The sequence below is a fragment of the Vibrio phycocola genome, assembly GCF_053850235.1.
In genome coordinates this window covers 45,757-70,878 of record NZ_JBSQDJ010000007.1, presented here as the reverse complement: position 1 = coordinate 70,878, position 25,122 = coordinate 45,757, and the positions used below count along the sequence as shown (strand labels likewise).

Here is a 25,122-nt window from a genome sequence, read left to right as displayed (position 1 = left end):
AAAATAGCCATAAATACCGTTTTGATAAACAGTCGATCCAAGCAATCGTTAAACGGTATAAAAATTTATCTTTAATGCCACTGCAACTTGTGATCAGAAAAGGTAAAATATTGCCCTCAACCCGCCACCTCGGCGGTGACGTTCTCATGTCAAAAGGAAGGAATTATTATGGCACCTCGTAAGCCCGCGACAATTGCGGTTCGCACTGGCATCGAATCCGATTCGCAATATCATGCGGTTGTCCCACCGATTTATCTCACAACCAATTATGGTTTTCCTGCATTCGGTGAAGTGCCTAAATATGATTATACTCGTTCGGGCAACCCTAATCGTGGCTTATTGGAAACAGCCTTAGCCGATCTAGAAGGTGGAGAAGGCGCGATTGTCACCAATTGTGGAACCTCGGCAATCAACTTATGGGCCTCAGCATTTCTAAGTCCTGGCGATCTTATTGTCGCACCTCATGATTGTTATGGTGGCACCTACCGCTTATTCAATTCTCGTGCGAACAAAGGGGATTTCAAGGTTGAATTTGTCGACCAATGTGATGATCAAGCCGTAGCAGACGCCATGGCGAAACAGCCAAAACTCGTCCTATTAGAAACACCATCGAATCCACTGCTTCGTGTCGTTGATATAGAGAAAATTTGCAAGCAAGCAAAAGCCGTTGGTGCATTAGTTGCGGTTGATAACACGTTTTTATCACCGATTTTTCAACAACCACTTTCACTCGGTGCCGATTTTGTTATTCATTCCACGTCCAAATTCATTAATGGTCACTCTGATGTCATTGGTGGGGTTGTCATTTGTAAATCGAAGCAAGATGCCGAAGATCTTGCATGGTGGGGAAATTGCTTAGGTTCAACCGGAACACCATTTGACAGCTACATGACACTACGTGGCGTGCGCACTCTTGGTTCAAGAATGCGCAGCCATGAAGAAGGCGCGGCTAAAGTACTCAGCTATTTACTTGAGCAGCCACAAATTAGCGAAATTTATCACCCGAGCTTACCCGATCATCCAGGTCACGAGATCGCAAAAAAACAGCAAGCAGGATTTGGCTCAATGTTGAGCTTTGAATTTGGTGGAAGTTATGAAGAGTTACAACAATTCGTTGGCGAACTTAAGCTTTTCTCTCTCGCTGAATCACTTGGCGGTGTTGAAAGCTTGATTTGTCATCCAGCAACAATGACACACCGAGCAATGGGCGAAGAAGCGCTTGCAACGGCGGGGGTATCTCTTCAACTGTTGCGTTTGTCCATTGGTTTAGAAGACGCTGACGATTTGATTGCCGATCTCGATCGAGCCTTTGCCGTGGTCGAGGAGAACCGTTAATGCTTTCTGCACGTCATTTGCACAAATTTGGCGGCAGCAGTTTGGCCGATCCAGACTGTTATCGCCGAGTGGCAACCTTGCTAAAAGAACACTCAAAAAGTCACGATTTAATCGTCGTATCTGCTGCAGGAAAAACCACCAATCAATTGATTAAATTTGTAGAGCTTGTTTCCTCAGACAATGAAGAAGCGCACCAACAACTGAACGGTGTAAAAAAGTTCCAATTAGATCTGATCAACGACTTGCTTGACCAAGAGCATGCGCAGAAATTAACGGCGCAATTGCTTGATGAAATCGATGCACTATACAGCCTTATAGACGCGTCTACGCCATTTGAGCGCGCGACCGTCCTTGCTCATGGTGAAGTTTGGTCATCTCGTTTATTGGCAGCACTACTGAATCAACAAGAGATGCCAGCGTGCGCCCAAGATTCACGCAACTTCTTACGCGCACCTAATGTCGCTCAACCAGAAGTGGATCGCGCCAAGTCATATCCATTGCTCAAAGAGATTCTGGTTCAACACGCACATCAGCGCATCATTTTTACCGGTTTCATTGCCCAAGACGAACTCGGCACTACGGTATTATTAGGACGTAATGGTTCTGACTATTCAGCTACTATTATTGGAGCCCTTGCTGAGGTTGACCGAGTCACGATCTGGAGTGATGTCGCGGGTGTCTATAGTGCAGACCCTCGCATTGTCGATGACGCATGCTTACTACCTTTGTTGCGCCTTGACGAAGCAAGTGAATTAGCACGACTCGCGGCTCCAGTTCTTCACAGCCGTACATTGCAGCCAGTCTCCCAAAGCGCAATTGACCTCCATTTACGTTGCAGCTACTCACCTGAATCCGGATCGACTCATATCGAACGCGTATTGGCCTCCGGACGTGGCGCAAAAATCATTACTTCACTAAAAGAGGTGATGATCATCGATCTAGCATTTCCACACGGTCACGACTTTGAACGCTTAAAACACAATGTTATCGAGCAACTGAAACGTGCCCAGCTAATGCCTTTAGCTATGGAGTGTCAAGTCGACCAATCTCGCTTACGTTTGGCTTATACTGCCGAGATTGCAGCTGAAGCTCTTCATTATTTACAAGATATCGCGATCGAAGCTGAAACAATTCTGCGTGAAGGCTATACCATGATCGCAGCAGTAGGCGCTGGGGTAACCAAAAATCCAAATCATTGTTTTGGCTTCTATCAGCAACTCAACACTGCCCCGATAGAGTTCTTTGCAGAATCTGGGTTTAGTTTAGTCGCGATCATGCGTCGAACTGACCTTGCACCACTGGTCAAATCAATTCACGCTCAATTATTTCAAGCGCAAAAGCGAGTCGCTCTCGCACTGTGTGGAAAAGGGAACATTGGCTCAAATTGGTTGGAGTTGTTCTCACAACAAAAACAAGAGCTTGAAAAACGTCACGGTATGAATTTCGAACTGGTCGCCGTATCTGCAAGCAAAGGCTATTGGTTCGATCACACAGGAATTGATGCTGCAAAAGCCATTGCCAGTTTTGCCGAACATTCTATCGCACATAATGGCTTAGAATGGCTTCAGCGTTTGGGGAGTATCAAAGGTTACGACGAAGTCATTGTTCTCGATGTCACGGCAAGCAAAGAGTTGTCCGCGCACTATGCTGAGATAGCAGAACAAGGAATCCATCTGATTTCAGCCAATAAAATCGCAGGTTCAGCATCGAGTGAAAACTACTACCACGTAAAAGAGGCATTTGAAAAAATTGGCCGTCACTGGTTCTACAACGCAACAGTTGGTGCAGGGCTTCCAATTAATCATACGTTACGTGATTTGCGCGAAAGTGGAGATAGCATCGTTGCGCTTTCTGGTATTTTCTCTGGAACATTATCTTGGTTATTCCAGCAATACGATGGTTCTATTCCATTTAGCCAATTGGTTGAACTGGCGTGGCAACAGGGATTAACCGAACCAGACCCTCGTAATGACCTCGATGGTTCCGATGTGATGCGTAAATTAGTCATCCTTACTCGTGAGTCTGGACTCAATATTGAGCCTGAATCGGTAAGCGTTGAGTCTTTAGTACCGGACGAGTTGCGCTCTTTATCCTTAGATGACTTCTTAGATAATGCTGAGATACTTGATCAGCAGCTATCATCACGATTAGAAGAAGCACAGCAAGAAGGTCAAGTATTGCGCTATGTTGCTCGGCTAGAGAAAACGGGAGAAGCAACTGTAGGGATCGAAGCCTTGCCGCAAGAGCATGCTCTCGCCAACCTTTTGCCTTGTGATAATATCTTTGCGATTGAAAGTAAATGGTATAAAGACAATCCATTAATTATCCAAGGTCCAGGAGCAGGAAGAGACGTAACAGCAGGCGCAATTCAATCAGATATCAATCGCTTAGCAAGTCTATTATAATCCTTTCAACTTCCAATACAGTGCTAGTTTAGCGCTGTATTGGAGAAGCTGTCGCTCATGTGAAAAATGCTCATTTCTATCATGAAGATAATTCATGTTTTGATTATTGACATTAAATTCATTTCAAGACATTCTTTGGACATATAGACGTCTAAATATATGCATGAGTTAGACAATACACGTATAACGCAGGGTGAGTGCACCCAACCGGAGAATCGACATGGTATATTCACACGCAAGTCACATTGATGCTTTAAACCGAAATATCACCGAAGTATCAGACATTAATGTGTCATTTGAGTTTTTTCCACCAAGCTCTGAGCAAATGGAAGAGACATTGTGGAACTCTGTCCACCGTCTAAAAACACTGAAGCCAGAATTCGTTTCTGTGACTTATGGTGCCAACTCTGGTGAGCGTAATCGTACTCACTCCATCATCAAAGAGATTAAAGATCAAACCGGCTTAGTCGCTGCACCTCATTTAACCTGTATCGATGCCTCACGTGATGAATTAATTCAAATTGCAGATGATTACTGGAATAACGGTATTGAAAGTATTGTTGCTCTGCGTGGTGATATTCCACCGGGTGGCGGCAAACCTGATATGTATGCTTCAGATTTAGTTGAACTGCTTAAAGCGAAACATGATTTCGATATTTCGGTTGCTGCATTCCCTGAAGTTCATCCAGAAGCGAAAAGTGCTCAAGCGGATCTATTTAACTTAAAGCGCAAGGTTGATGCAGGAGCAAACCGTGCGATTACTCAGTTTTTCTTTGACGTAGAAAGCTATCTACGTTTTAGAGATCGTTGTGTCACTGCAGGCATTGATGTTGAGATCGTGCCAGGCATCTTACCGGTGACTAACTTTAAACAAGCCTCAAGTTTTGCAGCACAGAACCAAGTAAAAGTACCAAGCTGGATGGCAAAACAGTTTGAAGGCTTGGATGACGATCCATTAACTCGTCAATTAGTTGGTGCGAGTCAAGCGATTGATATGATTCGTGTCCTATCACGTGAAGGGGTTAAAGATTTCCACTTCTACACATTAAACCGTGCAGAGATGACCTATGCCCTATGTCATACTCTAGGTGTTCGCCCACAAGGCGCATAAACGCTCAGACAACAGCACTTATATAAAAACAAAGGCCGATGAATCTATTCATCGGCCTTTGTTTTACAGTCACAGCTGTTCAAAATAGTACGACGATTATTCTACGTCATCCATTTTGCCAAGTAGTGTACGAATGCGCTCTTGCCACTGAGCATGCTCTTGCTCAACTTGTTGAACTTTCTGCTCTAGCGCTGCACGGCCAGAATTTAACTCTGCCGCTTCAGTTTGCAATGTTTGCTTTGCTTCTTTTAGCTCTTCAACTTCCATCTGAAGCAATGCAATCGTATCTACAGCAGTTTGAATTTTTGCTTCTAGTTTTTCTAACACTTCAAAAGACATGCTTATTCCCTTTTTCTAATTCATCAATGTGAACGCATTTTCACTCAATCGCCTCATTCTACTCAGCCAACGCACGAGACACACGCGCTATATTGAAAAAATGATACCATTCGCTTAAAAATTCAACGTATTTTACACGATGTTGACCTACCTACTGTTTGCTCTCCCTTTTATTCCATAGATCTTTGATTAAATACAATTGTACGCGGACAAATTCACCGACGATTAACTCGTGTTATGCTAAAATTTGCCACAACGTTTAGGTTTATTGGAGTCAACATGAAGCGCGATTTAGCGATGTCCTTTTCACGCGTCACCGAAGGCGCAGCATTAGCTGGATACAAATGGTTAGGCCGTGGTGATAAAAACGCCGCCGATGGTGCCGCAGTCGAAGTAATGCGTAGTCTACTTAACAAGACCGAAATCGAAGGCGAAATCGTCATCGGCGAAGGTGAAATTGACGATGCACCAATGCTCTTTATCGGCGAAAAAGTCGGACTAGGTGGTGATGCTGTCGATATTGCGGTTGACCCAATTGAAGGAACTCGCATGACCGCGATGGGACAGTCAAATGCCTTAGCTGTTCTTGCCGCTGCGGAAAAAGGCAGTTTTCTAAAAGCACCCGATATGTACATGGAAAAGTTGGTGGTTGGTCCTGGAGCAAAAGGTTGTATCGACCTAGAGAAACCACTTACCGAGAACCTAACTACGGTGGCTCAAGCTCTCGGTAAATCACTCCAAGAACTGGTTGTCATTACATTAGCCAAACCACGTCACGATGAAACCATTGCTGCAATGCAAGAGATGGGTGTAAGAGTCTTCGCAGTGCCAGACGGTGATGTTGCCGCATCGATTTTAACCTGTATGCCAGACAGTGAAGTCGACATGATGTATTGCATTGGTGGCGCACCTGAAGGAGTTATTTCAGCAGCAGTTATCCGTGCACTGGATGGCGATATGCAAGGTCGCTTACTTCCTCGCCATGAAGTTAAAGAAGATAATGCCGAAAACCGTAAGCACGGTGAACTTGAACTTCAGCGCTGTTCCGAAATGGGAGTTGAAGCAAGAAAAGTACTGCATATGGAAGATATGGTAAGCAGTGACAATGTTATCTTTTCTGCCACCGGTATTACCAAAGGTGATTTACTGGAAGGAATAACTCGTAAAGGCAATATCGCGACAACAGAAACACTGCTGATTCGAGGACGCTGCCGTACCATTCGCCGTGTTAAATCGATTCATTATCTTGATCGTAAAGACAGTGAAGAGCGCGAAATCATTCTCTGAGTAATGGCCGATTTAAACTCTAAATAAAAAAGACCGCAAAAAGCGGTCTTTTTTAATATCAGATTCTTTCTTCTATATAGAACAAGAAGATTAAAACAAATCTTCCGCGACTTTGAATAGGTCGTGACGTACAGGGCGTCTCATATGCTCGATCGCATCAATAATATCGTGGTGAACCAATTCATCTTTTTGAATTCCCACGCAACGACCACCTTCACCAGCAAGTAAAAGGTCGACAGCGTAATTACCCATACGGGAAGCAAGTACACGGTCAAATGCCGTTGGGCGACCACCACGTTGAATATGCCCTAGAACCGTAGCACGAGTCTCTCGGCCAGTTGCTTTTTCAATCGCATCCGCCAATTCAGTCGAATCCATCATTAGTTCGGTTAACGCAATGATGGCGTGCTTCTTACCTTTTGCGATACCGTCTTGGATATTTGAAATTAACTCATCCATATCAAGGCCGGTTTCTGGGGTAATCACATACTCACACCCACCCGCAATAGCTGCCATCAAAGTCAGGTCACCACAATGACGCCCCATGATCTCAACAATTGAAATACGCTGGTGAGAAGATGATGTATCGCGTAGACGATCAATAGCATCAATAACTGTATTTAATGCTGTTAAGTAACCAATTGTATAATCAGTTCCGGCAATGTCGTTATCAATCGTGCCCGGTAATCCGATACATGGATAGCCCATTTCTGTTAGCTTTTTAGCTCCCATGTAAGACCCATCACCACCTACAACAACAAGCGCTTCGATGCCATGTTTTTGTAAGTTTTCGATTGCGACTTGGCGAATGGATTCTTCTTTAAATTCAGGAAAACGCGCTGAACCAAGGAACGTACCGCCACGGTTAATGATGTCAGATACACTAGAACGATCGAGCTTCTCAATGCGATCTTCGTAAAGTCCCAAATAACCATCGTAAACGCCATAGACTTCCAGGTCCTGACTTAGTGCTGTACGTACGACACCACGTACCGCAGCATTCATTCCAGGAGCATCGCCGCCGCTGGTTAATATCCCGATTTTCTTAATCATGCTCACCCTCGATTTTGGGAAACCCAAAAAAAATAATAATTTTTTATCTACTCGTTGGTTGCAAACGAGTGGAGAACTATCCTGTTCATTCGCGTATGTTACCTTGCTAGAGCAGAATTTCCACTCTTATTTCGCATCGATGAATAAGTTCTCAATTTGGAACGAAGTATGGCAATATTATAGTAGGTTTTTGTTGATTCATATCAGAAATCGGGGCTATTTCTGATAAAAAAGACAATGAGCAGAACTTAATTAAGCTTTTGGCTCATTAAGTTCAACAGCTCTTTCGGGGCCCAAAATAACTGAATAAGGGTCGTGATGCACCAAGACATCAGAACTTGGGAAGCGTTCTAGGAGTAAATTTTCTACTTCTTCGGAAATATCATGCGCTTCAATTAACGGCATATCGTCGTCGAGCTCTAAATGCATTTGAATAAACCGAACAGGGCCTGATAATCGAGTTCTTAAATCATGAACACCAAGAACTTTATCTACGGATAAGCAAATTTGACGAATCTCCGCTATCTCCTCATCTGGCAGTTTTTTATCAAGCAGTACATTAACCGCTTCTTTAGCCATATCATAAGCACTATAGAGGATATAAATACCAATCCCCATGGCAAAAACCGCATCAGCTTGACCAATTCCTACCCAGCTTAAACAAAGTGCAACCATGATAGCTGCATTCATATAGAGGTCAGTCTGGTAATGCAAAGAGTCTGCAGCTATCGCCTGACTACCGGTTTGTTTAACGACCTTCTTTTGAAATATAACTAACCCACCAGTCAAAAGTATGGCAATCATACTTACACCAACACCGAACTCAGGTGAGGTTAACTCCTGGGGGCGAAAAAATCGTTCAACACCATTCAACATCAAGAAAACGGCGGAACCAGAAATAAACATAGCTTGAGCTAACGCGGCGATAGACTCTGCCTTACCATGTCCAAAAGCATGCTCACGATCAGCAGGTTGTAATGAATAGCGTACGACAATTAAATTGACCACTGATGCGGCGATATCAAGCATAGAGTCAACTAAAGAAGCGAGCATACTTACTGACCCTGTAAACCACCAAGCCACTACTTTTATAATCAATAGCAAAGAGGCAACCACCGTGGCTGTCCATGCCGCCAATGTCACCAAACGACCGTATTCATTCTGATTCATTTTTGAATTCCTTTTATATTTCGAACCATTATAGAAAGATCTACCGCACAACTTCATCAATTAATTGGTAAAAAAAGCGAATTAAATTAACTCATTGATCAAGCTCAATAAAAACAAAAAGCAGCCACTCGGGCTGCTTAATATCGGTCACTTCTTACATTCGGGATTCAACGTTAGTTTGAACCTTTATTACCTTTATGTTTATGTCCGCCTTTTTTACCGTCCATATCGCAGCTGCCCATCTGATCTTGTTGCAGCTCTACAAGTTTTTCTTTCTGTTCGGGCGTTAAAATACTCATCATTTCAAAACGTTTTTTCAACTGTTCAACTCGTTTTTCAGCTTGGTCATCTACCATTTTTTTAGCAAGCTCTTGGGCAGCAGCTTCATCAAAGTCCGCCGCCATTACGATTTGCTTCTCTTGCGCACGCATTGCTTGCATCTCAGCTTGTCGTTCATTGCGATCTTTTGCCATATTGTCACGGCCCGCTTTACGAAGCTCGTCCATTTTTGCTTGTTGTTCAGACGTCAAATCAAGCTTTTTCATTAATGACTTCTCGGAACCATGTCTGCAGTTATCATCACGCCCTTCTTTATCTCCACCTTTTGCCATTACCGCAGTAGTGCTAAGTAGAATAGGAAGAACTGTTGCGCCTAGGATTACTTTTGTCATCTTTTTCATTTTGAATTCCTCAATTGTCATTATGTATTCTGTTTGCACGTTATCGTTATTGATTAGCGTATGGACTTAGAATACATAACACTGAGTCAAGCAACGTATAGCCATCGTAAACTTTCGTAAAGAGCAGAAAAAAGGTCAGTTTCACATTCGGTTTATGCGTAAACTAAGGGCATAAAGAAACACTAGGAGCGAGTCAATGCCGAATATATTACTTATAGATGATGACATCGAACTCACTTCGTTATTAAAAGAAGTCCTCTCTTTTGAAGGCTTCGAGGTAACGGAAGCGAATGACGGTGAAGCTGGATTAGCCGCTTTCAACGAAAGCATTGATCTGATTCTACTCGATGTCATGATGCCGAAACTAAATGGAATGGAGACATTAAAACGCCTGCGTGAGTTTTCCCACGTTCCCGTCCTGATGCTCACAGCAAAAGGGGAAGAGATTGACCGAGTCATTGGGTTAGAGCTTGGAGCGGACGATTATCTACCTAAGCCGTTTAGTGACCGTGAGCTCATGGCAAGAATTCGAGCAATACTGCGTCGCTCTCAAGCTCTTGGAACCACGAAGCCATCGGATACTTTCGAATATCAAGAGATAAAGCTTCATCCTGGTAAACAAGAAGCCTATTTTAATGGCGAACTTCTGGATCTCACCACAACCGAATTTGCACTGCTTAGCCACTTTGTTAAAAACCCGGGGGAAACCCTAACGAAAGAAGCGCTCAGTCTGGATGTTTTGGGAAAACGTTTAGCGGCTTTTGACCGAGCCATCGATATGCATGTATCGAACCTGCGAAAAAAACTCCCTGAACGCGCTGATGGTAAACCTAGAATCAAAACTCTGCGTGGCCGTGGTTATATGATGATTTTGGAGGACTAATGACAATTATGTCGAGGCTCAACAGTCTTAATGGACGTATTTTCGCGATCTTCTGGCTCACGATTTGTATTGTTTTAGTTTCTGCTATCTACTTTACTCATCTCGACCCTCGTAAATCTCGCCCACTCGCTCAACATAAAATTGAGCGGTTAGAGTCGATCAAATACAGACTTGAGGAGCGCTTTAAAGGGGAGAATTTATCCACCATTACAGATCAACTCAACCTATCACTGCAAAAACGCCACAATAATGATGAAAGACCAAAAGACAAAGACCGACCAAGAGTCGTACTCTATTTAGCCGACGAACATGGGCAGATCATAAATAGCGTCGATAATAATGACTTCAAACTGCGTTTTATTCGCAACTTTATCACTAGTATCGATGATGTTAACCATCCTCAAGAACGACAGTATGGAAAGTACCAAATAACGGGTCCAGTTAAATTAAACCTAGCGGGTCAACCATTAACCCTTTACTCAAGTGCAAGAGGGAATGAACCATCGGTATTGTTGATTGGATTATTCGATCATCCAATCAGCTTATTTCTGACAATGATGCTCGTGAGTACTCCTTTTCTACTTTGGCTTTCGTGGGCCTTAAGTCAACCAGCGAAACGACTGGCTAGTGCTGCACAACGAGTAGCTAAAGGTGAGTTCCAAGTAGATGAAAAACTCGAGCAAGGTCCTAATGAGTTTCGTCAGGCAGGGTGCAGTTTCAATCAAATGGTTGAGGCGGTAAATGGCATGATTTCGGGACAACAGCGCCTACTCTCTGATATTTCTCATGAACTGAGATCCCCTCTTACTCGCTTACGCATGGCCAATGGGTTAGCAAAACGTAAAACGGGTGAATCATCTGAGCTAGAACGCATTGATACCGAAGCACAACGCCTCGAGCAGATGATTGGCGAGCTACTCGAGCTTTCACGAATGCAAGTAAACAGTCATAGTGTTCGAGAAGAGCAACCACTTGGCAGTTTATGGCAAGAGATGTTAGAAGATGCAGAATTTGAAGCCGAGCAAAGAAACAAGAAACTTAGCTTCTCACCTGTTCCAGATCGCATTATCTCAGGCACGCCAAAATTGTTAATGAGCGCGGTTGAGAATATTGTTCGCAACGCTATCTATTATGGGAAAGATCAAATCGTGGTTAATCTTGAGGCAAAAGAGAACACGATTCAGATATCTGTTGATGACAATGGTGAAGGCGTTCCCGAGACGGAACTTGACCAGATATTTCGTCCATTTTACCGCGTCTCTACCGCTCGAGATCGCCACAGTGGTGGAACGGGGCTAGGGCTTACGATAACCGAAAGCGCTGTGCGTCAACATAGTGGAACAATCACGGCCAATCGCAGCCACCTTGGCGGCTTAAAAGTCACCATGACGCTTCCAATAAAACCCGAGTAATTCAGTGCCAACTTGTGCTCAACAGGTTGGCACCTTTATACTTCGCTCTAATCTTTCTTCAATAGACATTAATGCCCATGTTTGATATCGCTTTATATGAGCCAGAAATTGCCCCAAATACCGGAAATATTATCCGCTTATGCGCGAATTGCGGCGCGAACCTCCATCTAATTGAACCGTTAGGCTTTGATTTAACAGAGAAGAAGGTGCGTAGAGCTGGCTTGGATTACCACGATTTAGCACGCGTCACTCGCCACGCAAACTATCAAGCATTTATCGAGCATTTAGAGAAGCGGGAACAAGACTATCGTCTCTTTGCCTGCACTACAAAAACCACAGGTCATCATGTCGATGCACGTTTCCAACAAGGAGATGTGTTGTTATTTGGCCCTGAGACTCGAGGGCTTCCAGCAGATGTGATTGAAAGTTTGCCGATGGAACAGCGAATTCGGATTCCGATGATGGCCGATGCGAGGAGTTTAAATCTCTCTAATGCGGTGGCAATTATTGCGTATGAAGCGTGGAGACAATTCGATTTTAATGGTTCGCTTTAACGAACCATTATTTTATTTCAGAGTTGTAGTAGGGATCTATTTGAGGCGATGTTGAGGATCATCGTCGTCATTTTTGCGCTCGTACTCTCCATCAAAGGTGTTACCGCCTGCATTTTGCTCAAAGCCTGAAGTTCTATGAGATTGAAAGCCGGATTGGAAATTCGTTCTCACTACCATTTTTGTCATTAAGTATTTTGCAATGTGAGCACGTGGAACAGGAATCAAAACCAACATTCCCGCCAAATCAGTCATAAACCCAGGTGTTAACAATAACACGCCAGCCACTGCTAGCATTACCCCTTCCAAGATTTGTTGAGCGGGTAATTCGCCTTGCTGCATGCGCTGTTGAACAGACATAAGTGTCATCAAGCCTTGGCTTCGAACTAATGATGCACCAGCAAACGCGGTAATAAGAACTAACGCAATCGTCGGCCATAAACCAAGAAAGCCGCCGACCTGAATAAACAACGCAATCTCAATAATCGGGACAGCAATAAATGCGAGTAATAGAATAGGAAACACGTTCACCTCCAAATTTGTCTGCATTGAGTGTACCGCAAACCGTTTGCCTTGCGAATTAGATTACATAACTTTACTTGGGTTGTAACAATTTAGCATTCGCGATACTCACCAATAATATATGGAACTTATATACCCAAGTGACCTCTAAATGCAGGATTCAGAACAAGCTCATAAAATGACACACTTTAGTTATCCCACAGGGTGAGCAAATCATCACATTACACATTTTTGCGTTATGATACGCGTTCAAGTTGGTTAGTTCATTAAATGAGTTAATAAGGGAAACAACTTGCCACTGTTATTAAATGATTAATAATTAAATGATTGGAAAAGGGTCATATGCGAACACTGTTAACTTTATTACTCAGCGTATATTGTTTTACATTGCCTGTTTGGGCTGCTTTCGAGAATACCAACAATGCTGACTTCTCTAATCAAACCAATCAATTTGTGCCTGTTGATCAAGCATTTCCGTTCGAGTATGAACAAACTAACAATCAATTAAGCTTAGGTTGGCAAATCAAGCCCGGCTATTACCTCTATCAAGATCGTTTCGCGATTAAAGGTGAAGGTATAGACATCAGTTATACTTTGCCAAAAGGAATCGACTATCACGATCAGTACTTTGGCGATGTTGTCATCTACACCGAGCCTCTTCTATTTAATGCTCAGCTCAACTCTGTTCCAAATGATGCGACGCTTACAATCGAATATCAAGGGTGTGCCAAAGCTGGCTTATGTTACCCGCCAGAGCGTAAGATAATTCAAATTTCAGCAGTGACTCCTGAGAGTGATTCTGACTTGTCACAACTAACGCAGCCCGTAACTCAAAAAAAGAGCGAGCAACAAAGCTTTGCGGATTCACTAAGTGATCACTCTTGGGCACTGTTACTATTTTTTGTTCTCGGAATAGGCCTCGCCTTTACCCCTTGTGTTCTTCCGATGTACCCAATCATTACCAGTATTGTCCTTGGTTCTAAGTCTCTCACAAGAACAAAAGCGCTATGGCTCTCGTTTATCTACGTTCAGGGAATGGCAATAACCTATTCAATATTAGGATTGGTAGTTGCATCGGCTGGGTTAAAATTCCAAGCATTGCTGCAAAGCCCAGTCATTTTAATTGGTATATCACTCCTCTTTGTGGCTCTATCTTTATCGATGTTTGGCCTTTTCACCTTGCAGATGCCAAGCAGTATTCAAGTTCGCCTCTCAAATTGGAGCGCTAAACGTCAAGGTGGTGAGTCAATCAGTGTCTTTATCATGGGTGCGATTTCTGGCTTAATTTGCTCTCCTTGCACAACAGCTCCCCTTTCTGGTGCCTTGCTTTATGTGGCGCAGTCTGGCGATCTCATTACCGGCGCTTCTGCTCTCTACTTACTCTCCTTAGGCATGGGCATTCCACTGATTATCGTCGCAGTATTTGGTCAACATATGCTTCCTCGTTCAGGTGAATGGATGGATAAAGTAAAAACCGTGTTTGGCTTTGTACTTCTCGCGGCGCCTATTTTCCTTATCGAGAGAATTACCCCAATCTGGGTATCTGCATCACTCTGGTCTCTGCTTGGGTTAAGTGCGTTTGGCTGGCTTTATTGGCAGAAAAATCGCCTTCCTTTTGGTGGTTGGAAACAAACCGCATTGGGCGTTATTGCAGTACTCGGCATTATCGCATCAATCAAACCTATCTTGCCGTTTTTCATTGAGCCAGAATCGACATCCGTTGAACATCAATCATCTGCTCTCGCACCCTCTTTGGTGAGTTTCGTTTCAATAAAAACCATTGATGATTTACAGCGCGAGCTTGCGTTGGCGAAACAAAATCAACAACCGGTGATGCTGGATCTCTATGCAGATTGGTGTGTTGCATGTAAAGAGTTCGAGCACAAAACCTTTGCCGATAACGCAGTGGCAAAAGAGCTCGAAAACGTTCTCCTTCTGCAAGCTGATGTGACTAAAAACCAACCAGAAGATTTCGATTTACTCGCATCTTTAAAGGTACTTGGCTTGCCAACAATCATATTTTGGGATGCTGAAGGGAAACAAATAGATGCTGCTCGTATTACAGGATTTATGGATGCTCCAAACTTTATCGAGCATATACAACAAGTTTTACCTGTCCAACCATCTTCTGATTAACTCAATTATGGAAAAATTGAGGGCGAAAAGGGGATAGAGTTCAGACTTTTTAGCCAACCCTATTGTCGGAAGCACTATCTAGGACAATACTTTAGTTAAACAAAATGTTAAAAGTGTAAAAACAAATGGATTCGAACTACACCATTATCATTGCTGATGATCATCCGCTCTTTCGTAATGCACTATTTCAATCGGTGCACATGGCGATCAGTGGAGCTAATTTATTAGAAGCCGATTCATTGGCTGCGTTGCTCGATCTCTTAACAAAAGATGCCGATCCTGATTTATTACTCCTCGATCTCAAAATGCCAGGTGCTAACGGGATGTCTGGGTTGATTCAGCTGCGAAATGAATATCCTGATCTTCCTATTGTTGTTATCTCAGCCAGTGAAGAAACCTCTGTCGTATCTCAAGTAAAACGTCACGGTGCGTTTGGGTTTATTCCAAAATCAAGTGATATGCGCACATTAATCAGCGCACTGAACCAAGTTCTTGCGGGTGACCCTTATTTCCCTGAAGGATTAAATGACATCAACGATGATGGCAACGATCTATCGGAGAAAATAGCCTCCCTAACCCCGCAGCAATATAAAGTGCTAAATATGCTGTCCGATGGACTGCTCAACAAACAAATTGCGTATGAACTGAATGTATCTGAAGCGACCATTAAAGCTCATATGACCGCTATTTTCCGCAAATTAGGGGTTAACAACCGAACCCAAGCCGTTATTCTATTAAATGGAATGCATGAGTAGTCTTTTGCTACTCATCATTTCCCCTACAACTCTCCTTATTTATTAAATAGATCATTTTATTTACATTATACTTTTGGCTAATAGGTAATATTACCTACCTCTCATCTTTCTCCTAAAATACCACCAAACAAATTAAACTACTGATTTATATAGACTTTAATTCAAGACTAAAGTTGGACAGATATTAGCCAACTAGGTTGGTATTCTTGTTTGGTAACATTCAGTTAACAAACAAATAACAAAAACGAAAGGAGACAGCCATGTCCTTCGAGTCAACCGAAAAGGCGCAGGCCTACTGGAAAGAGAACCTAAGCACTATGGGTACCCTACTCTCAATCTGGTTCATCGTATCTTATGGAGCAGGAATTCTATTTGTAGACGCTTTGAATAACATCCACTTAGGTGGTTTTAAACTAGGCTTTTGGTTTTCACAACAAGGTGCAATCTACACCTTTGTCGTGCTGATCTTTGTTTACGTTTGGCGTATGAACGCGCTAGACAAAAAATATAACGTACAAGAAGATTAAGAGGCGTAGCGAATGGATATTCAAACTTGGACCTTTATTCTCGTCGGCATTACCTTCGCTCTCTATATAGGGATTGCGATATGGGCTCGTGCCGGCTCAACGAGTGAATTCTATGTTGCCGGTGGTGGTGTACACCCAGTTGCGAATGGAATGGCAACCGCTGCTGACTGGATGTCTGCGGCATCATTTATTTCGATGGCAGGTATCATCTCATTTATTGGTTATGATGGTGGTGTTTACCTAATGGGTTGGACCGGTGGGTACGTGTTACTTGCTCTTTGTTTAGCACCTTATCTGCGTAAGTTTGGCCAGTTTACGGTGCCAGATTTCATCGGTGAGCGTTACTACTCAAAAACAGCTCGTATGGTAGCGGTATTCTGTGCAATTTTCGTATCGTTTACTTATGTAGCTGGCCAAATGCGTGGCGTCGGTGTTGTATTCTCTCGTTTCCTTGAGGTTGACATCAACTTAGGCATTATCATTGGTATGGGTATCGTGTTCTTCTATGCGGTTCTTGGTGGCATGAAAGGCATCACTTATACGCAGGTTGCGCAATTCTGTGTTCTCATTTTCGCCTTCCTTGTTCCAGCAATCTTTACATCAATCATGATGACAGGAAATCCGCTACCACAAATTGGTATGGGTTCAACTATCTCAGGATCGGATGTTTACCTACTCGACAAGCTTGATGGTCTAACGGAGGAACTCGGGTTCACCGCCTATACCGAAGGCAATAAGAGTATGGTGGATGTATTCTTTATCTGTGCGGCTCTAATGGTCGGTACTGCGGGTCTTCCACATGTAATCATTCGTTTCTTCACTGTACCTAAAGTGCGTGACGCGCGTATCTCTGCAGGTTGGGCACTACTATTTATCTCTTTGCTATACACAACAGCACCAGGTGTTGCGGCGTTTGCTCGAGTAAATATGATTGAAACCATCAATGGTCCAGATATGCAAGGTGTCGCCGCTGAGGAAGCACCAAGCTGGTATAAAAACTGGGAAAGCACTGGTCTAGTTGGTTGGGAAGATAAGAACGGCGACGGCAAAATGTTCTACTCTGGCGATGATCGCAACGAGATGAGTATTAACCGTGACATTATCGTACTTGCCTCCCCTGAGTTGGCTCAACTTCCAAACTGGGTAGTTGCATTGCTTGCTGCTGGTGGCCTTGCTGCTGCACTATCTACCGCTGCTGGTCTACTACTGGTTATCTCAACGTCGATTTCACATGACTTGTTGAAGAAAGGTTTCAGACCTAATATGACCGATAAGCAAGAGTTGCTTGCAGCTCGACTTGCAGCCATGGTGGCCATCGTTGGTGCTGGTTATTTAGGTATCAACCCTCCTGGCTTCGTAGCACAGGTAGTGGCCTTCGCCTTCGGATTAGCGGCAGCATCGTTCTTCCCGGCAATCATCCTTGGTATTTTCTACAAGAAGATGAATAAAGAAGGGGCTATCGCAGGTATGTTGGCAGGTATTGCCTTCACCGCAAGTTACATCATCTACTTCAAGTTCATTAACCCAGCTGCAAGCACACCAGATAACTGGTGGTTTGGTATCAGCCCTGAAGGCATCGGTACACTGGGTATGTGTCTAAACTTTGTTGTCTCAATTGTTGTCAACAAGTTCACAGCTGAAGTACCAGAAGATGTGCAAGATATGGTGGAATCGATTCGTTTCCCTAAAGGTGCTGGAGAAGCTCACGATCACTAAGTCACTTATTCTTAAGTAACTAACGAGCTTTAACAGAAACAACAAAGCCCAAGTAAGAGATTTCTTACTTGGGCTTTTTATTGTTCTCTAAATAGTATGACTCTTAGTTTACGCCAGCAACTTTAAAATCTGCGTTCGTCGAGGTGATCTTTTTAACCAAATAATTAAGCAACACACCATAGATTGGAACAAATAAACCAATGCTGATGACCACTTTAAATCCAAAATCAACCCACGCGATTTCTTGCCAATTCGCCGCCATAAATGGATCGGGACTTTGATAAAAAGCAATAGCAAAAAACGCAAGTGTGTCTATCGCATTGCCGAAAAAAGTGGAACATAACGGTGCAATCCACCACTGTTTCATTTGGCGCAAACGGTTAAACACGTGCACATCTAAAATCTGCCCTAACATGTAAGCCATAAAGCTTGCGACAGCAATACGAGCAACAAACCAATTCATTTCAGATAAGGCAGCAAATCCTTGGAATTGAGCTTCGTAAAAAATGACCGACAAAACATACGACACAACCAGAGCCGGTAACATAACGAAGAAAATGATCTTTCTTGCCAATTGAGCACCAAAAATACGTACCGTTAAATCCGTTGCTAAGAAAACGAAAGGAAAAGTAAATGCACCCCATGTGGTATGAAAACCAAACACGGTAAAGGGGACTTGAACCAGATAGTTACTAGAGGTAATCACAACAATGTGAAATAAAACGAGATAGCTTAAAGCTTTGCGCATTTGTACGGAGGTAAAACTAGACATATTGTACCTTTTTAGTTTGATTTGGGGGTGAGGGAACCCAAATGTATAAAGAGTGTTAAGTATAATTTTGATGTCTAAACATCGAGGGCAGCGATTATACGTATTTCTTTTGCGTATGCAACGGATTCACAAAACATAATAAATTGGACAAATCCATTATTCTCACCCTAGTTTAATCCCTAATGTGCTTGAGAAGATCATCAAGATCATGCTACTCTTCGCGTCCATTTTTCCACCAATAGGTTGGGGAAATCATATTTTTTCGTCAAACCTTCTTTTGACATTCATCCAATTAGCATTGTGGAAGAGAAATGATAGGTAAAGGTACTCTTTATATTGTCTCTGCTCCTAGTGGCGCAGGTAAATCGAGCTTAATTGCAGCATTATTGGAAACCAATCCAACATACGCAATGAAAGTCTCTGTCTCTCACACCACGCGTGGCCCACGCCCGGGTGAAGAAGATGGCGTTCACTACCACTTTGTTGAAAAGGCAAACTTTGAAGCCTTAATCGAGAAAGGTGAATTTCTTGAATACGCAGAAGTATTCGGAAATTACTATGGTACATCGCGAGCTTGGATTGAAGAAAACTTGGAGAAAGGGATAGATATCTTTTTGGACATAGACTGGCAAGGTGCGCAACAAATTCGCCCACAAATGCCGTTAGCAAAAAGTGTCTTTATTTTACCGCCTTCAAAAGAAGAGTTAGAACGCCGACTAAATGCTCGTGGGCAAGATAATGAAGAAGTGATAGCCAAACGAATGAGTGAAGCTCAATCTGAGATATCGCACTATTCTGAATACGATTATGTCATTGTAAATGATGATTTTGATGTCGCATTAATGGACTTCAAAGCTATTATTCGAGCTGAACGTGTTCAACAAAGTAAGCAAGCTGCTAAATACAGCAGCATGATTAATGAACTTCTACGCTAATTAATTAGTCGTAAGAGGTTTTCCGATAGAGTCTACACCTAGTCACACATAGAGTTAGGTTGTATACTTTCTATTCATACATTGAAATATTGATAAATTATTTGGAGTTCTCATGGCACGCGTAACTGTTCAAGACGCCGTTGAAAAAGTTGGCAACCGCTTCGATCTCGTTCTTATTGCGGCTCGCCGCGCTCGTCAAATGCAAACTGGCGGTAAAGATTCTCTAGTGCCAGAAGAGAACGATAAGCCTACGGTTATTGCTCTTCGTGAAATTGAAGATGGTCTAATTACAAAAGATGTATTAGATGCTCGCGAACGCCAAGAGCAACAAGAGCAAGAAGCAGCAGAATTAGCCGCGGTTAGCAGTATTACTCATACCCGCTAACTTTTAGCTAATTTACAGCTAATAAGAATAACACGACGATTTTACGGGCCTAGAATTTGTATCTATTTGATAGTCTCAAAGAGGTCGCCCAAGAATACTTAACAGAGCCTCAAATTGAGGCTCTGCGTCACTCTTACGTAGTTGCACGAGATGCACACGAAGGGCAGACACGTTCAAGTGGTGAACCTTACATTATCCATCCAGTTGCGGTAGCTAGAATTCTTGCAGAAATGCGCTTAGATCTAGAGACTCTACAGGCAGCTCTGCTTCATGACGTCATTGAGGATACGCAAGTCAGCAAAGCCTCTCTTGAAACTCAATTTGGCAGTGCGGTTGCTGAATTGGTTGATGGTGTTTCAAAGCTCGATAAACTCAAATTTCGTGACCGTAAAGAAGCACAAGCAGAAAACTTTCGCAAAATGGTTCTTGCGATGGTGCAAGACATCCGTGTTATTTTAATCAAGCTCTCTGACCGTACCCATAACATGCGTACGCTCGGTGCCTTACGTCCAGATAAACGACGACGTATCGCACGAGAAACTCTTGAGATCTATGCACCATTAGCCCACCGACTGGGTATCCATAATATCAAGTCCGAGCTTGAAGAATTAGGTTTTGAAGCACTTTATCCGAATCGCTTTCGTGTCTTAAAAAATGTCGTAAAATCTGCTCGCGGAAATCGCCGAGAAATTATCCAACGTATCCATGACGATCTTGAAGGTCGTTTGGTTGACTTTGGTCTCGATGCCCGAGTCTATGGACGCGAGAAAAACCTCTACTCCATCTACAAAAAAATGAAAACAAAAGAACAGCGTTTCCATACCATTATGGATATTTACGCGTTCCGCATTATTGTAGATTCTGCCGACAGTTGTTATCGCGCCCTTGGTCAAGTTCACGGTCTTTTTAAGCCTCGTCCGGGACGTATGAAAGATTATATCGCGGTACCGAAAGCCAATGGCTATCAATCGATCCATACTTCAATGGTTGGGCCTCATGGTGTCCCTGTTGAAGTACAGATTCGTACCGAAGATATGGATCAGATGGCGGATAAAGGAATTGCGGCCCATTGGTCGTATAAAACCAACGGTGAGCGAACAGGCACAACAGCACAAGTGAAAGCACAACGTTGGATGCAAAGTTTACTAGAACTTCAACAAAGTGCGGGAACTTCGTTCGAGTTTATCGAAAACGTTAAGTCTGATCTCTTTCCCGACGAAATTTACGTATTCACACCGAAAGGACGTATTGTTGAACTGCCTGCTGATGCAACCGCCGTCGACTTTGCGTATGCAGTACATACCGATGTTGGTAACACCTGTGTTGGTGCTCGTGTCGATCGCAACCCATACCCTCTGAGCAAAGCACTGAAAAATGGCCAAACTGTAGAAATTATAAGTGCTCCAGGTGCACGCCCTAATGCGGCTTGGCTCAACTACGTTGTGACCTCTCGAGCCAGAACTAAGATTCGCCAAGTATTGAAAACAATGCGCCGAGAAGAATCGATAAGTTTAGGTCGTCGTTTATTAAATCATGCTCTTGGCGAACTATCGGTAAACGATATCGCTGAAGATACCATCCATATGGTTCTTACTGATCTTAAACTAGAGAGCGTTGACGATTTACTAGCATCGATTGGTCTTGGTGAATTAATGAGTATCGTCATTGCCCGACGCTTACTCGGTAACGACGAAGGCATCGTTGTACAGGATAATGGCTCACCTAAACGTAAGCTTCCGATACGTGGCGCTGAAGGTATTCTTCTTAACTTTGCCAACTGTTGTCACCCGATCCCTGATGATCATATCGTTGCTCATATTTCCCCAGGTAAAGGGCTTGTCGTCCACCGTGAAACATGCGCCAATGTTCGAGGCTATCAACGCGAACCTGATAAATATATGGCCGTTGAATGGTCAGATGATTACGACCAAGAATTTATCACCGAACTGTCTGTTGATATGATGAATAATCAAGGAGCCTTGGCGTCATTAACTAATGTGATATCCAAAACAGGTTCGAATATTCACGGACTTTCTACCGAAGAGAAAGACGGTCGTCTGTACACCATATCGGTATTACTTTCGACTAAAGATCGAGTGCACTTGGCTAAGATTATGAAAAGAATAAAAACAATGCCTCAAGCTCTAAAAGTAAAACGGAAGAGAAGTTAATAACGACGTTGGGAGAAATCTCAAATCATATTAATGCTAACAATATATTGTAAGCCCTTGATATAAATCGGTATCAAGGGCTTATATTTTAACTAACTCAATTAAATGAAACGTCATTACTGCCACTGTTATGAATATTGAACGCTACAATCGTATCCAAGAAGTACTAAAAGCTCGCCAAGCAGACCTTACTCTGTGTTTAGAGGAAGTCCACAAACCCAATAATGTATCGGCAATAGTTCGTACTGCCGATGCTGTCGGTCTTCATAAAATCCACGCAGTTTGGCCAAATGGAAAAATGAAAACGTTAACTCATACCTCTGCAGGCGCTCGAAATTGGGTAGAAGTCGAGACCTACGAAGACACAGGCTCTGCGTTAACGAAGCTTAAGCAACAAAACATGCAGCTATTGGTGACCAACTTATCGGACACCGCAGTCGACTTTCGAGACATTGATTACACCAAACCCACAGCGGTGATCCTTGGCGGAGAAAAATTTGGCGTATCAAAACAAGCGTTAGAAATGGCTGATCAAGATATCATTATACCTATGGTTGGTATGGTTCAATCACTCAATGTTTCGGTAGCTAGCGCGCTGATCCTGTATGAAGCACAGCGCCAACGTCAACTTGCTGGAATGTATCAACAAGAGAAAAGCCCACTCAGTGATGAAGAAATCAACCGAATTTTATTTGAACGCGGCCATCCTGTACTCGCTAATGTTGCCAAAAAGAAAGGCCTACCTTTTCCCTTGCTCGACCAAGAAGGGCAAATCATTGCAAGCCCAGAATGGTGGAGTGCGATGCAGAGCAAATAACTCACTAAAAAGTCCTGTACAAAAAAACAGTTAAATGCTTGAATATTTGCTACACCTATACGCTACAAGAGTCCGATTATGTCCCAACTGCTTTCTGCTGTCCCACTAACCTCATTAGCTGGAGTTGGGGCTAAAGTCGCTGAAAAGCTAGCAAAAATCGGACTAAATTCGGTGCAAGACTTACTCTTTCACCTACCACTACGTTATGAAGATCGTACTCGCGTTTACCCTATTGCGAAGCTCCACCCTGGAATGTGGGGAGCAGCGCAAGGAAAGGTCATGGCCGTCGATACTCTGTTTGGGCGACGTAAAATGCTCGCCGTGAAAATTAGTGATGGAAATGGCTCACTCACGTTGCGGTTTTTTAACTTTAATGCGGGAATGAAAAACAACTTTAGCGAAGGTAAAACGGTTCACGCCTACGGTGAAATTAAACGAGGTATGGGTGGGTTAGAAATTATTCATCCAGATTACAAGTTTCAGACTCAAGACAAGGCAGTTTCTGAAACGCCGACAACCTTGACGGCAGTTTATCCCACCACGGAAGGATTACGCCAAATAACGTTACGTAATCTGACTGATCAAGCTCTAACCCTTTTGCAAAAATCAGCAGTACGAGAACTCATTCCAGAAGGGTTGCAACCGAATCAACTCACCCTAGAGCAAGCACTCGCGATCATTCATCATCCACCTGCAACAATTGATCTAGAATTGTTTGACCAAGGGCGCCATCCAGCACAATTGCGCTTAATTACCGAAGAACTGCTCGCTCAGAATCTCTCGATGCTCGCAGTACGCAGTCAGGGACATCAGGATATCGCCAAAGCACTGCCCTGTTCTAGAAACCTCAAAGCTTCATTTTTACAGCAGCTTCCTTTTAGCCCGACCAATGCTCAAAATCGTGTGTCTAAAGAAATCGAACACGACCTTCAACAACCTCACCCAATGATGCGTTTAGTTCAAGGTGATGTCGGTTCTGGTAAAACCCTTGTTGCGGCATTAGCTGCACTCAATGCGCTTGAACAAGGTCACCAAGTCGCGCTCATGGCACCGACTGAATTGCTTGCAGAGCAACATGCTTTAAACTTTTCAACATGGCTTGAACCACTTGGCATAAAAGTAGGTTGGTTAGCAGGGAAACTAAAAGGGAAAGCTCGCGATGCTTCGTTAACCGATATTGCAAGTGGCGAAGCGCAAATGGTGGTGGGAACTCATGCGCTATTTCAAGAGCAGGTTGAATTCAACCAATTGGCTCTGGTTATTATTGATGAACAACACCGATTTGGGGTCCACCAGCGACTGGAGCTTAGAGAAAAAGGGGCCAAGCAAGGCTACTATCCTCATCAATTAATTATGACCGCGACTCCGATACCTAGAACGTTAGCAATGACCGCCTATGCCGATCTCGATACCTCTATTATTGACGAACTCCCACCGGGACGCACCCCAATTCAAACCGTGGCAATTCCAGACACTAAGCGTGATGACATTGTAGAGCGAATTCGCCGAGCTTGTCTTGACGAAGGCAAACAAGTCTACTGGGTTTGTACCTTAATCGATGAATCAGAAGTTTTAGAAGCTCAAGCAGCCGAAGAAATCGCTCAAGAATTACGTACTCGTTTACCTGAAATACACATCGGACTGGTTCATGGCCGAATGAAATCGAAAGAAAAACAAGAGGTAATGAGTCAATTTAAAGCGAATCAACTGCAACTGCTGGTCGCAACTACGGTTATTGAAGTTGGAGTAGATGTCCCTAATGCAAGCTTAATGGTTATCGAAAACCCTGAGCGCTTGGGGTTAGCTCAACTTCATCAATTACGGGGTCGAGTCGGTCGTGGCTCCGTCGCCAGCCACTGTGTATTGCTCTACCATGCACCATTATCAAAAACCGCACAAAAACGATTAGGGGTACTGCGAGAAAGTAATGACGGATTTGTTATCGCTCAGCGCGATCTTGAGATTCGTGGCCCCGGTGAACTGCTCGGCACCAAACAAACAGGGTTGGCTGATTTTAAGATCGCCGATCTGGTTCGCGACCAACGTCTGATTCCCGATGTTCAAAAGCTGTCGCATCATATTCATCAGCAATACCCCGAACAGGCAAAAGCGATTATCGAACGTTGGCTAGGCAATCGCGACCTCTACGCTAAAGCATAA

22 protein-coding genes are annotated in these 25,122 nt (G+C 43.4%); 16 read left to right on the top strand and 6 right to left on the bottom strand.

Annotation, left to right across the window (positions count from 1 at the left end; genetic code table 11):
* The first annotated feature begins 168 nt into the window (after positions 1–168).
* The 3 genes from ACWU4D_RS11625 to metF all read left to right on the top strand — a co-directional run bounded on the left by ACWU4D_RS11625 (position 169) and on the right by metF (position 4,851).
* Positions 169–1,335, top strand: a complete 1,167-nt coding sequence (locus tag ACWU4D_RS11625; RefSeq protein WP_456051600.1) for an O-succinylhomoserine (thiol)-lyase — start codon at positions 169–171, stop codon at positions 1,333–1,335.
* Entirely contained in the window at positions 1,335–3,740 is a 2,406-nt protein-coding gene (locus tag ACWU4D_RS11620) for a bifunctional aspartate kinase/homoserine dehydrogenase II (RefSeq protein WP_456051599.1), read from the top strand. Before ACWU4D_RS11625 ends, ACWU4D_RS11620 begins: the two co-directional genes overlap by 1 nt.
* Positions 3,741–3,960: 220 nt before the next feature.
* Positions 3,961–4,851 (top strand): methylenetetrahydrofolate reductase, encoded by an 891-nt coding sequence (gene metF / locus ACWU4D_RS11615; RefSeq protein WP_456051598.1) that lies wholly within the window; start codon positions 3,961–3,963, stop codon positions 4,849–4,851.
* Between the two features lie 96 nt (positions 4,852–4,947).
* Here metF and zapB read toward each other — a convergent pair whose 3' ends face one another.
* Complete coding sequence (zapB, locus tag ACWU4D_RS11610) at positions 4,948–5,190, bottom strand: cell division protein ZapB (RefSeq protein WP_456051597.1); 243 nt, start codon at positions 5,188–5,190, stop codon at positions 4,948–4,950.
* Positions 5,191–5,469: 279 nt separating this feature from the next.
* On the opposite strand from zapB, the gene glpX reads away from it, so the two are divergent.
* Positions 5,470–6,477, top strand: a complete 1,008-nt coding sequence (glpX, locus tag ACWU4D_RS11605) for a class II fructose-bisphosphatase (protein ID WP_456051596.1) — start codon at positions 5,470–5,472, stop codon at positions 6,475–6,477.
* A 90-nt stretch (positions 6,478–6,567) separates the two neighbouring features.
* On the opposite strand, the gene pfkA is transcribed toward glpX, so the two are convergent.
* The 3 genes from pfkA to ACWU4D_RS11590 form a co-directional block, all read right to left on the bottom strand.
* Positions 6,568–7,530, bottom strand: coding sequence for a 6-phosphofructokinase (gene pfkA, locus ACWU4D_RS11600; RefSeq protein WP_456051595.1), 963 nt, complete (start codon positions 7,528–7,530; stop codon positions 6,568–6,570).
* A gap of 252 nt (positions 7,531–7,782) precedes the next feature.
* Entirely contained in the window at positions 7,783–8,700 is a 918-nt protein-coding gene (gene fieF, locus ACWU4D_RS11595) for a CDF family cation-efflux transporter FieF (RefSeq protein ID WP_456051594.1), read from the bottom strand.
* A 173-nt stretch (positions 8,701–8,873) separates the two neighbouring features.
* A complete protein-coding gene (locus ACWU4D_RS11590; protein ID WP_456051593.1) occupies positions 8,874–9,380 on the bottom strand; it encodes a CpxP family protein in 507 nt (168 codons plus the stop codon).
* Between the two features lie 196 nt (positions 9,381–9,576).
* Between ACWU4D_RS11590 and ACWU4D_RS11585 the strand changes: the two genes are divergently transcribed.
* The 3 genes from ACWU4D_RS11585 to trmL all read left to right on the top strand — a co-directional run bounded on the left by ACWU4D_RS11585 (position 9,577) and on the right by trmL (position 12,229).
* Positions 9,577–10,263, top strand: a complete 687-nt coding sequence (locus ACWU4D_RS11585; RefSeq protein WP_456051592.1) for a response regulator — start codon at positions 9,577–9,579, stop codon at positions 10,261–10,263.
* On the top strand, positions 10,263–11,675 hold the full coding sequence (gene cpxA, locus ACWU4D_RS11580; protein ID WP_456051591.1) for an envelope stress sensor histidine kinase CpxA: 1,413 nt from the start codon (positions 10,263–10,265) through the stop codon (positions 11,673–11,675). The genes ACWU4D_RS11585 and cpxA overlap by 1 nt, the downstream gene beginning before the upstream one ends.
* A 77-nt stretch (positions 11,676–11,752) precedes the next feature.
* Positions 11,753–12,229, top strand: coding sequence for a tRNA (uridine(34)/cytosine(34)/5-carboxymethylaminomethyluridine(34)-2'-O)-methyltransferase TrmL (gene trmL / locus ACWU4D_RS11575; protein ID WP_456051590.1), 477 nt, complete (start codon positions 11,753–11,755; stop codon positions 12,227–12,229).
* A gap of 36 nt (positions 12,230–12,265) precedes the next feature.
* Here the strand turns inward: trmL and ACWU4D_RS11570 are convergent, their stop codons facing one another.
* Positions 12,266–12,751 carry an FxsA family protein gene (locus tag ACWU4D_RS11570; RefSeq protein ID WP_456051765.1) on the bottom strand — a complete coding sequence of 162 codons (486 nt, stop codon included), beginning with the start codon at positions 12,749–12,751 and terminating at the stop codon, positions 12,266–12,268.
* Positions 12,752–13,090: 339 nt separating this feature from the next.
* On the opposite strand from ACWU4D_RS11570, the gene ACWU4D_RS11565 reads away from it, so the two are divergent.
* The 4 genes from ACWU4D_RS11565 to ACWU4D_RS11550 all read left to right on the top strand — a co-directional run bounded on the left by ACWU4D_RS11565 (position 13,091) and on the right by ACWU4D_RS11550 (position 17,882).
* Positions 13,091–14,884 carry a protein-disulfide reductase DsbD gene (locus ACWU4D_RS11565; protein WP_456051589.1) on the top strand — a complete coding sequence of 598 codons (1,794 nt, stop codon included), beginning with the start codon at positions 13,091–13,093 and terminating at the stop codon, positions 14,882–14,884.
* Positions 14,885–15,009: 125 nt separating this feature from the next.
* Positions 15,010–15,639 carry a response regulator gene (locus ACWU4D_RS11560; RefSeq protein WP_456051588.1) on the top strand — a complete coding sequence of 210 codons (630 nt, stop codon included), beginning with the start codon at positions 15,010–15,012 and terminating at the stop codon, positions 15,637–15,639.
* 260 nt (positions 15,640–15,899) lie between these two features.
* The gene (locus ACWU4D_RS11555; protein ID WP_456051587.1) at positions 15,900–16,166 is read left to right on the top strand and encodes a DUF4212 domain-containing protein; all 267 of its coding nucleotides are present in this window, start codon (positions 15,900–15,902) and stop codon (positions 16,164–16,166) included.
* 12 nt (positions 16,167–16,178) lie between these two features.
* Positions 16,179–17,882: a sodium:solute symporter family protein gene (locus tag ACWU4D_RS11550; RefSeq protein WP_456051586.1), complete on the top strand. Its 1,704-nt coding sequence runs from the start codon at positions 16,179–16,181 to the stop codon at positions 17,880–17,882.
* A 103-nt stretch (positions 17,883–17,985) separates the two neighbouring features.
* Here the strand turns inward: ACWU4D_RS11550 and ACWU4D_RS11545 are convergent, their stop codons facing one another.
* Positions 17,986–18,654 carry a 7-cyano-7-deazaguanine/7-aminomethyl-7-deazaguanine transporter gene (locus tag ACWU4D_RS11545; protein WP_456051585.1) on the bottom strand — a complete coding sequence of 223 codons (669 nt, stop codon included), beginning with the start codon at positions 18,652–18,654 and terminating at the stop codon, positions 17,986–17,988.
* Between the two features lie 314 nt (positions 18,655–18,968).
* Between ACWU4D_RS11545 and gmk the strand changes: the two genes are divergently transcribed.
* From gmk to recG, 5 genes are all read left to right on the top strand, one after another.
* Positions 18,969–19,589 (top strand): guanylate kinase, encoded by a 621-nt coding sequence (gmk, locus tag ACWU4D_RS11540; RefSeq protein ID WP_456051764.1) that lies wholly within the window; start codon positions 18,969–18,971, stop codon positions 19,587–19,589.
* A 112-nt stretch (positions 19,590–19,701) separates the two neighbouring features.
* The gene (gene rpoZ / locus ACWU4D_RS11535; RefSeq protein WP_456051584.1) at positions 19,702–19,974 is read left to right on the top strand and encodes a DNA-directed RNA polymerase subunit omega; all 273 of its coding nucleotides are present in this window, start codon (positions 19,702–19,704) and stop codon (positions 19,972–19,974) included.
* A gap of 56 nt (positions 19,975–20,030) precedes the next feature.
* The gene (spoT, locus tag ACWU4D_RS11530) at positions 20,031–22,145 is read left to right on the top strand and encodes a bifunctional GTP diphosphokinase/guanosine-3',5'-bis pyrophosphate 3'-pyrophosphohydrolase (protein WP_456051583.1); all 2,115 of its coding nucleotides are present in this window, start codon (positions 20,031–20,033) and stop codon (positions 22,143–22,145) included.
* 130 nt (positions 22,146–22,275) lie between these two features.
* Positions 22,276–22,962 carry a tRNA (guanosine(18)-2'-O)-methyltransferase TrmH gene (trmH, locus tag ACWU4D_RS11525; protein WP_456051582.1) on the top strand — a complete coding sequence of 229 codons (687 nt, stop codon included), beginning with the start codon at positions 22,276–22,278 and terminating at the stop codon, positions 22,960–22,962.
* Between the two features lie 78 nt (positions 22,963–23,040).
* Entirely contained in the window at positions 23,041–25,122 is a 2,082-nt protein-coding gene (gene recG, locus ACWU4D_RS11520) for an ATP-dependent DNA helicase RecG (RefSeq protein ID WP_456051581.1), read from the top strand.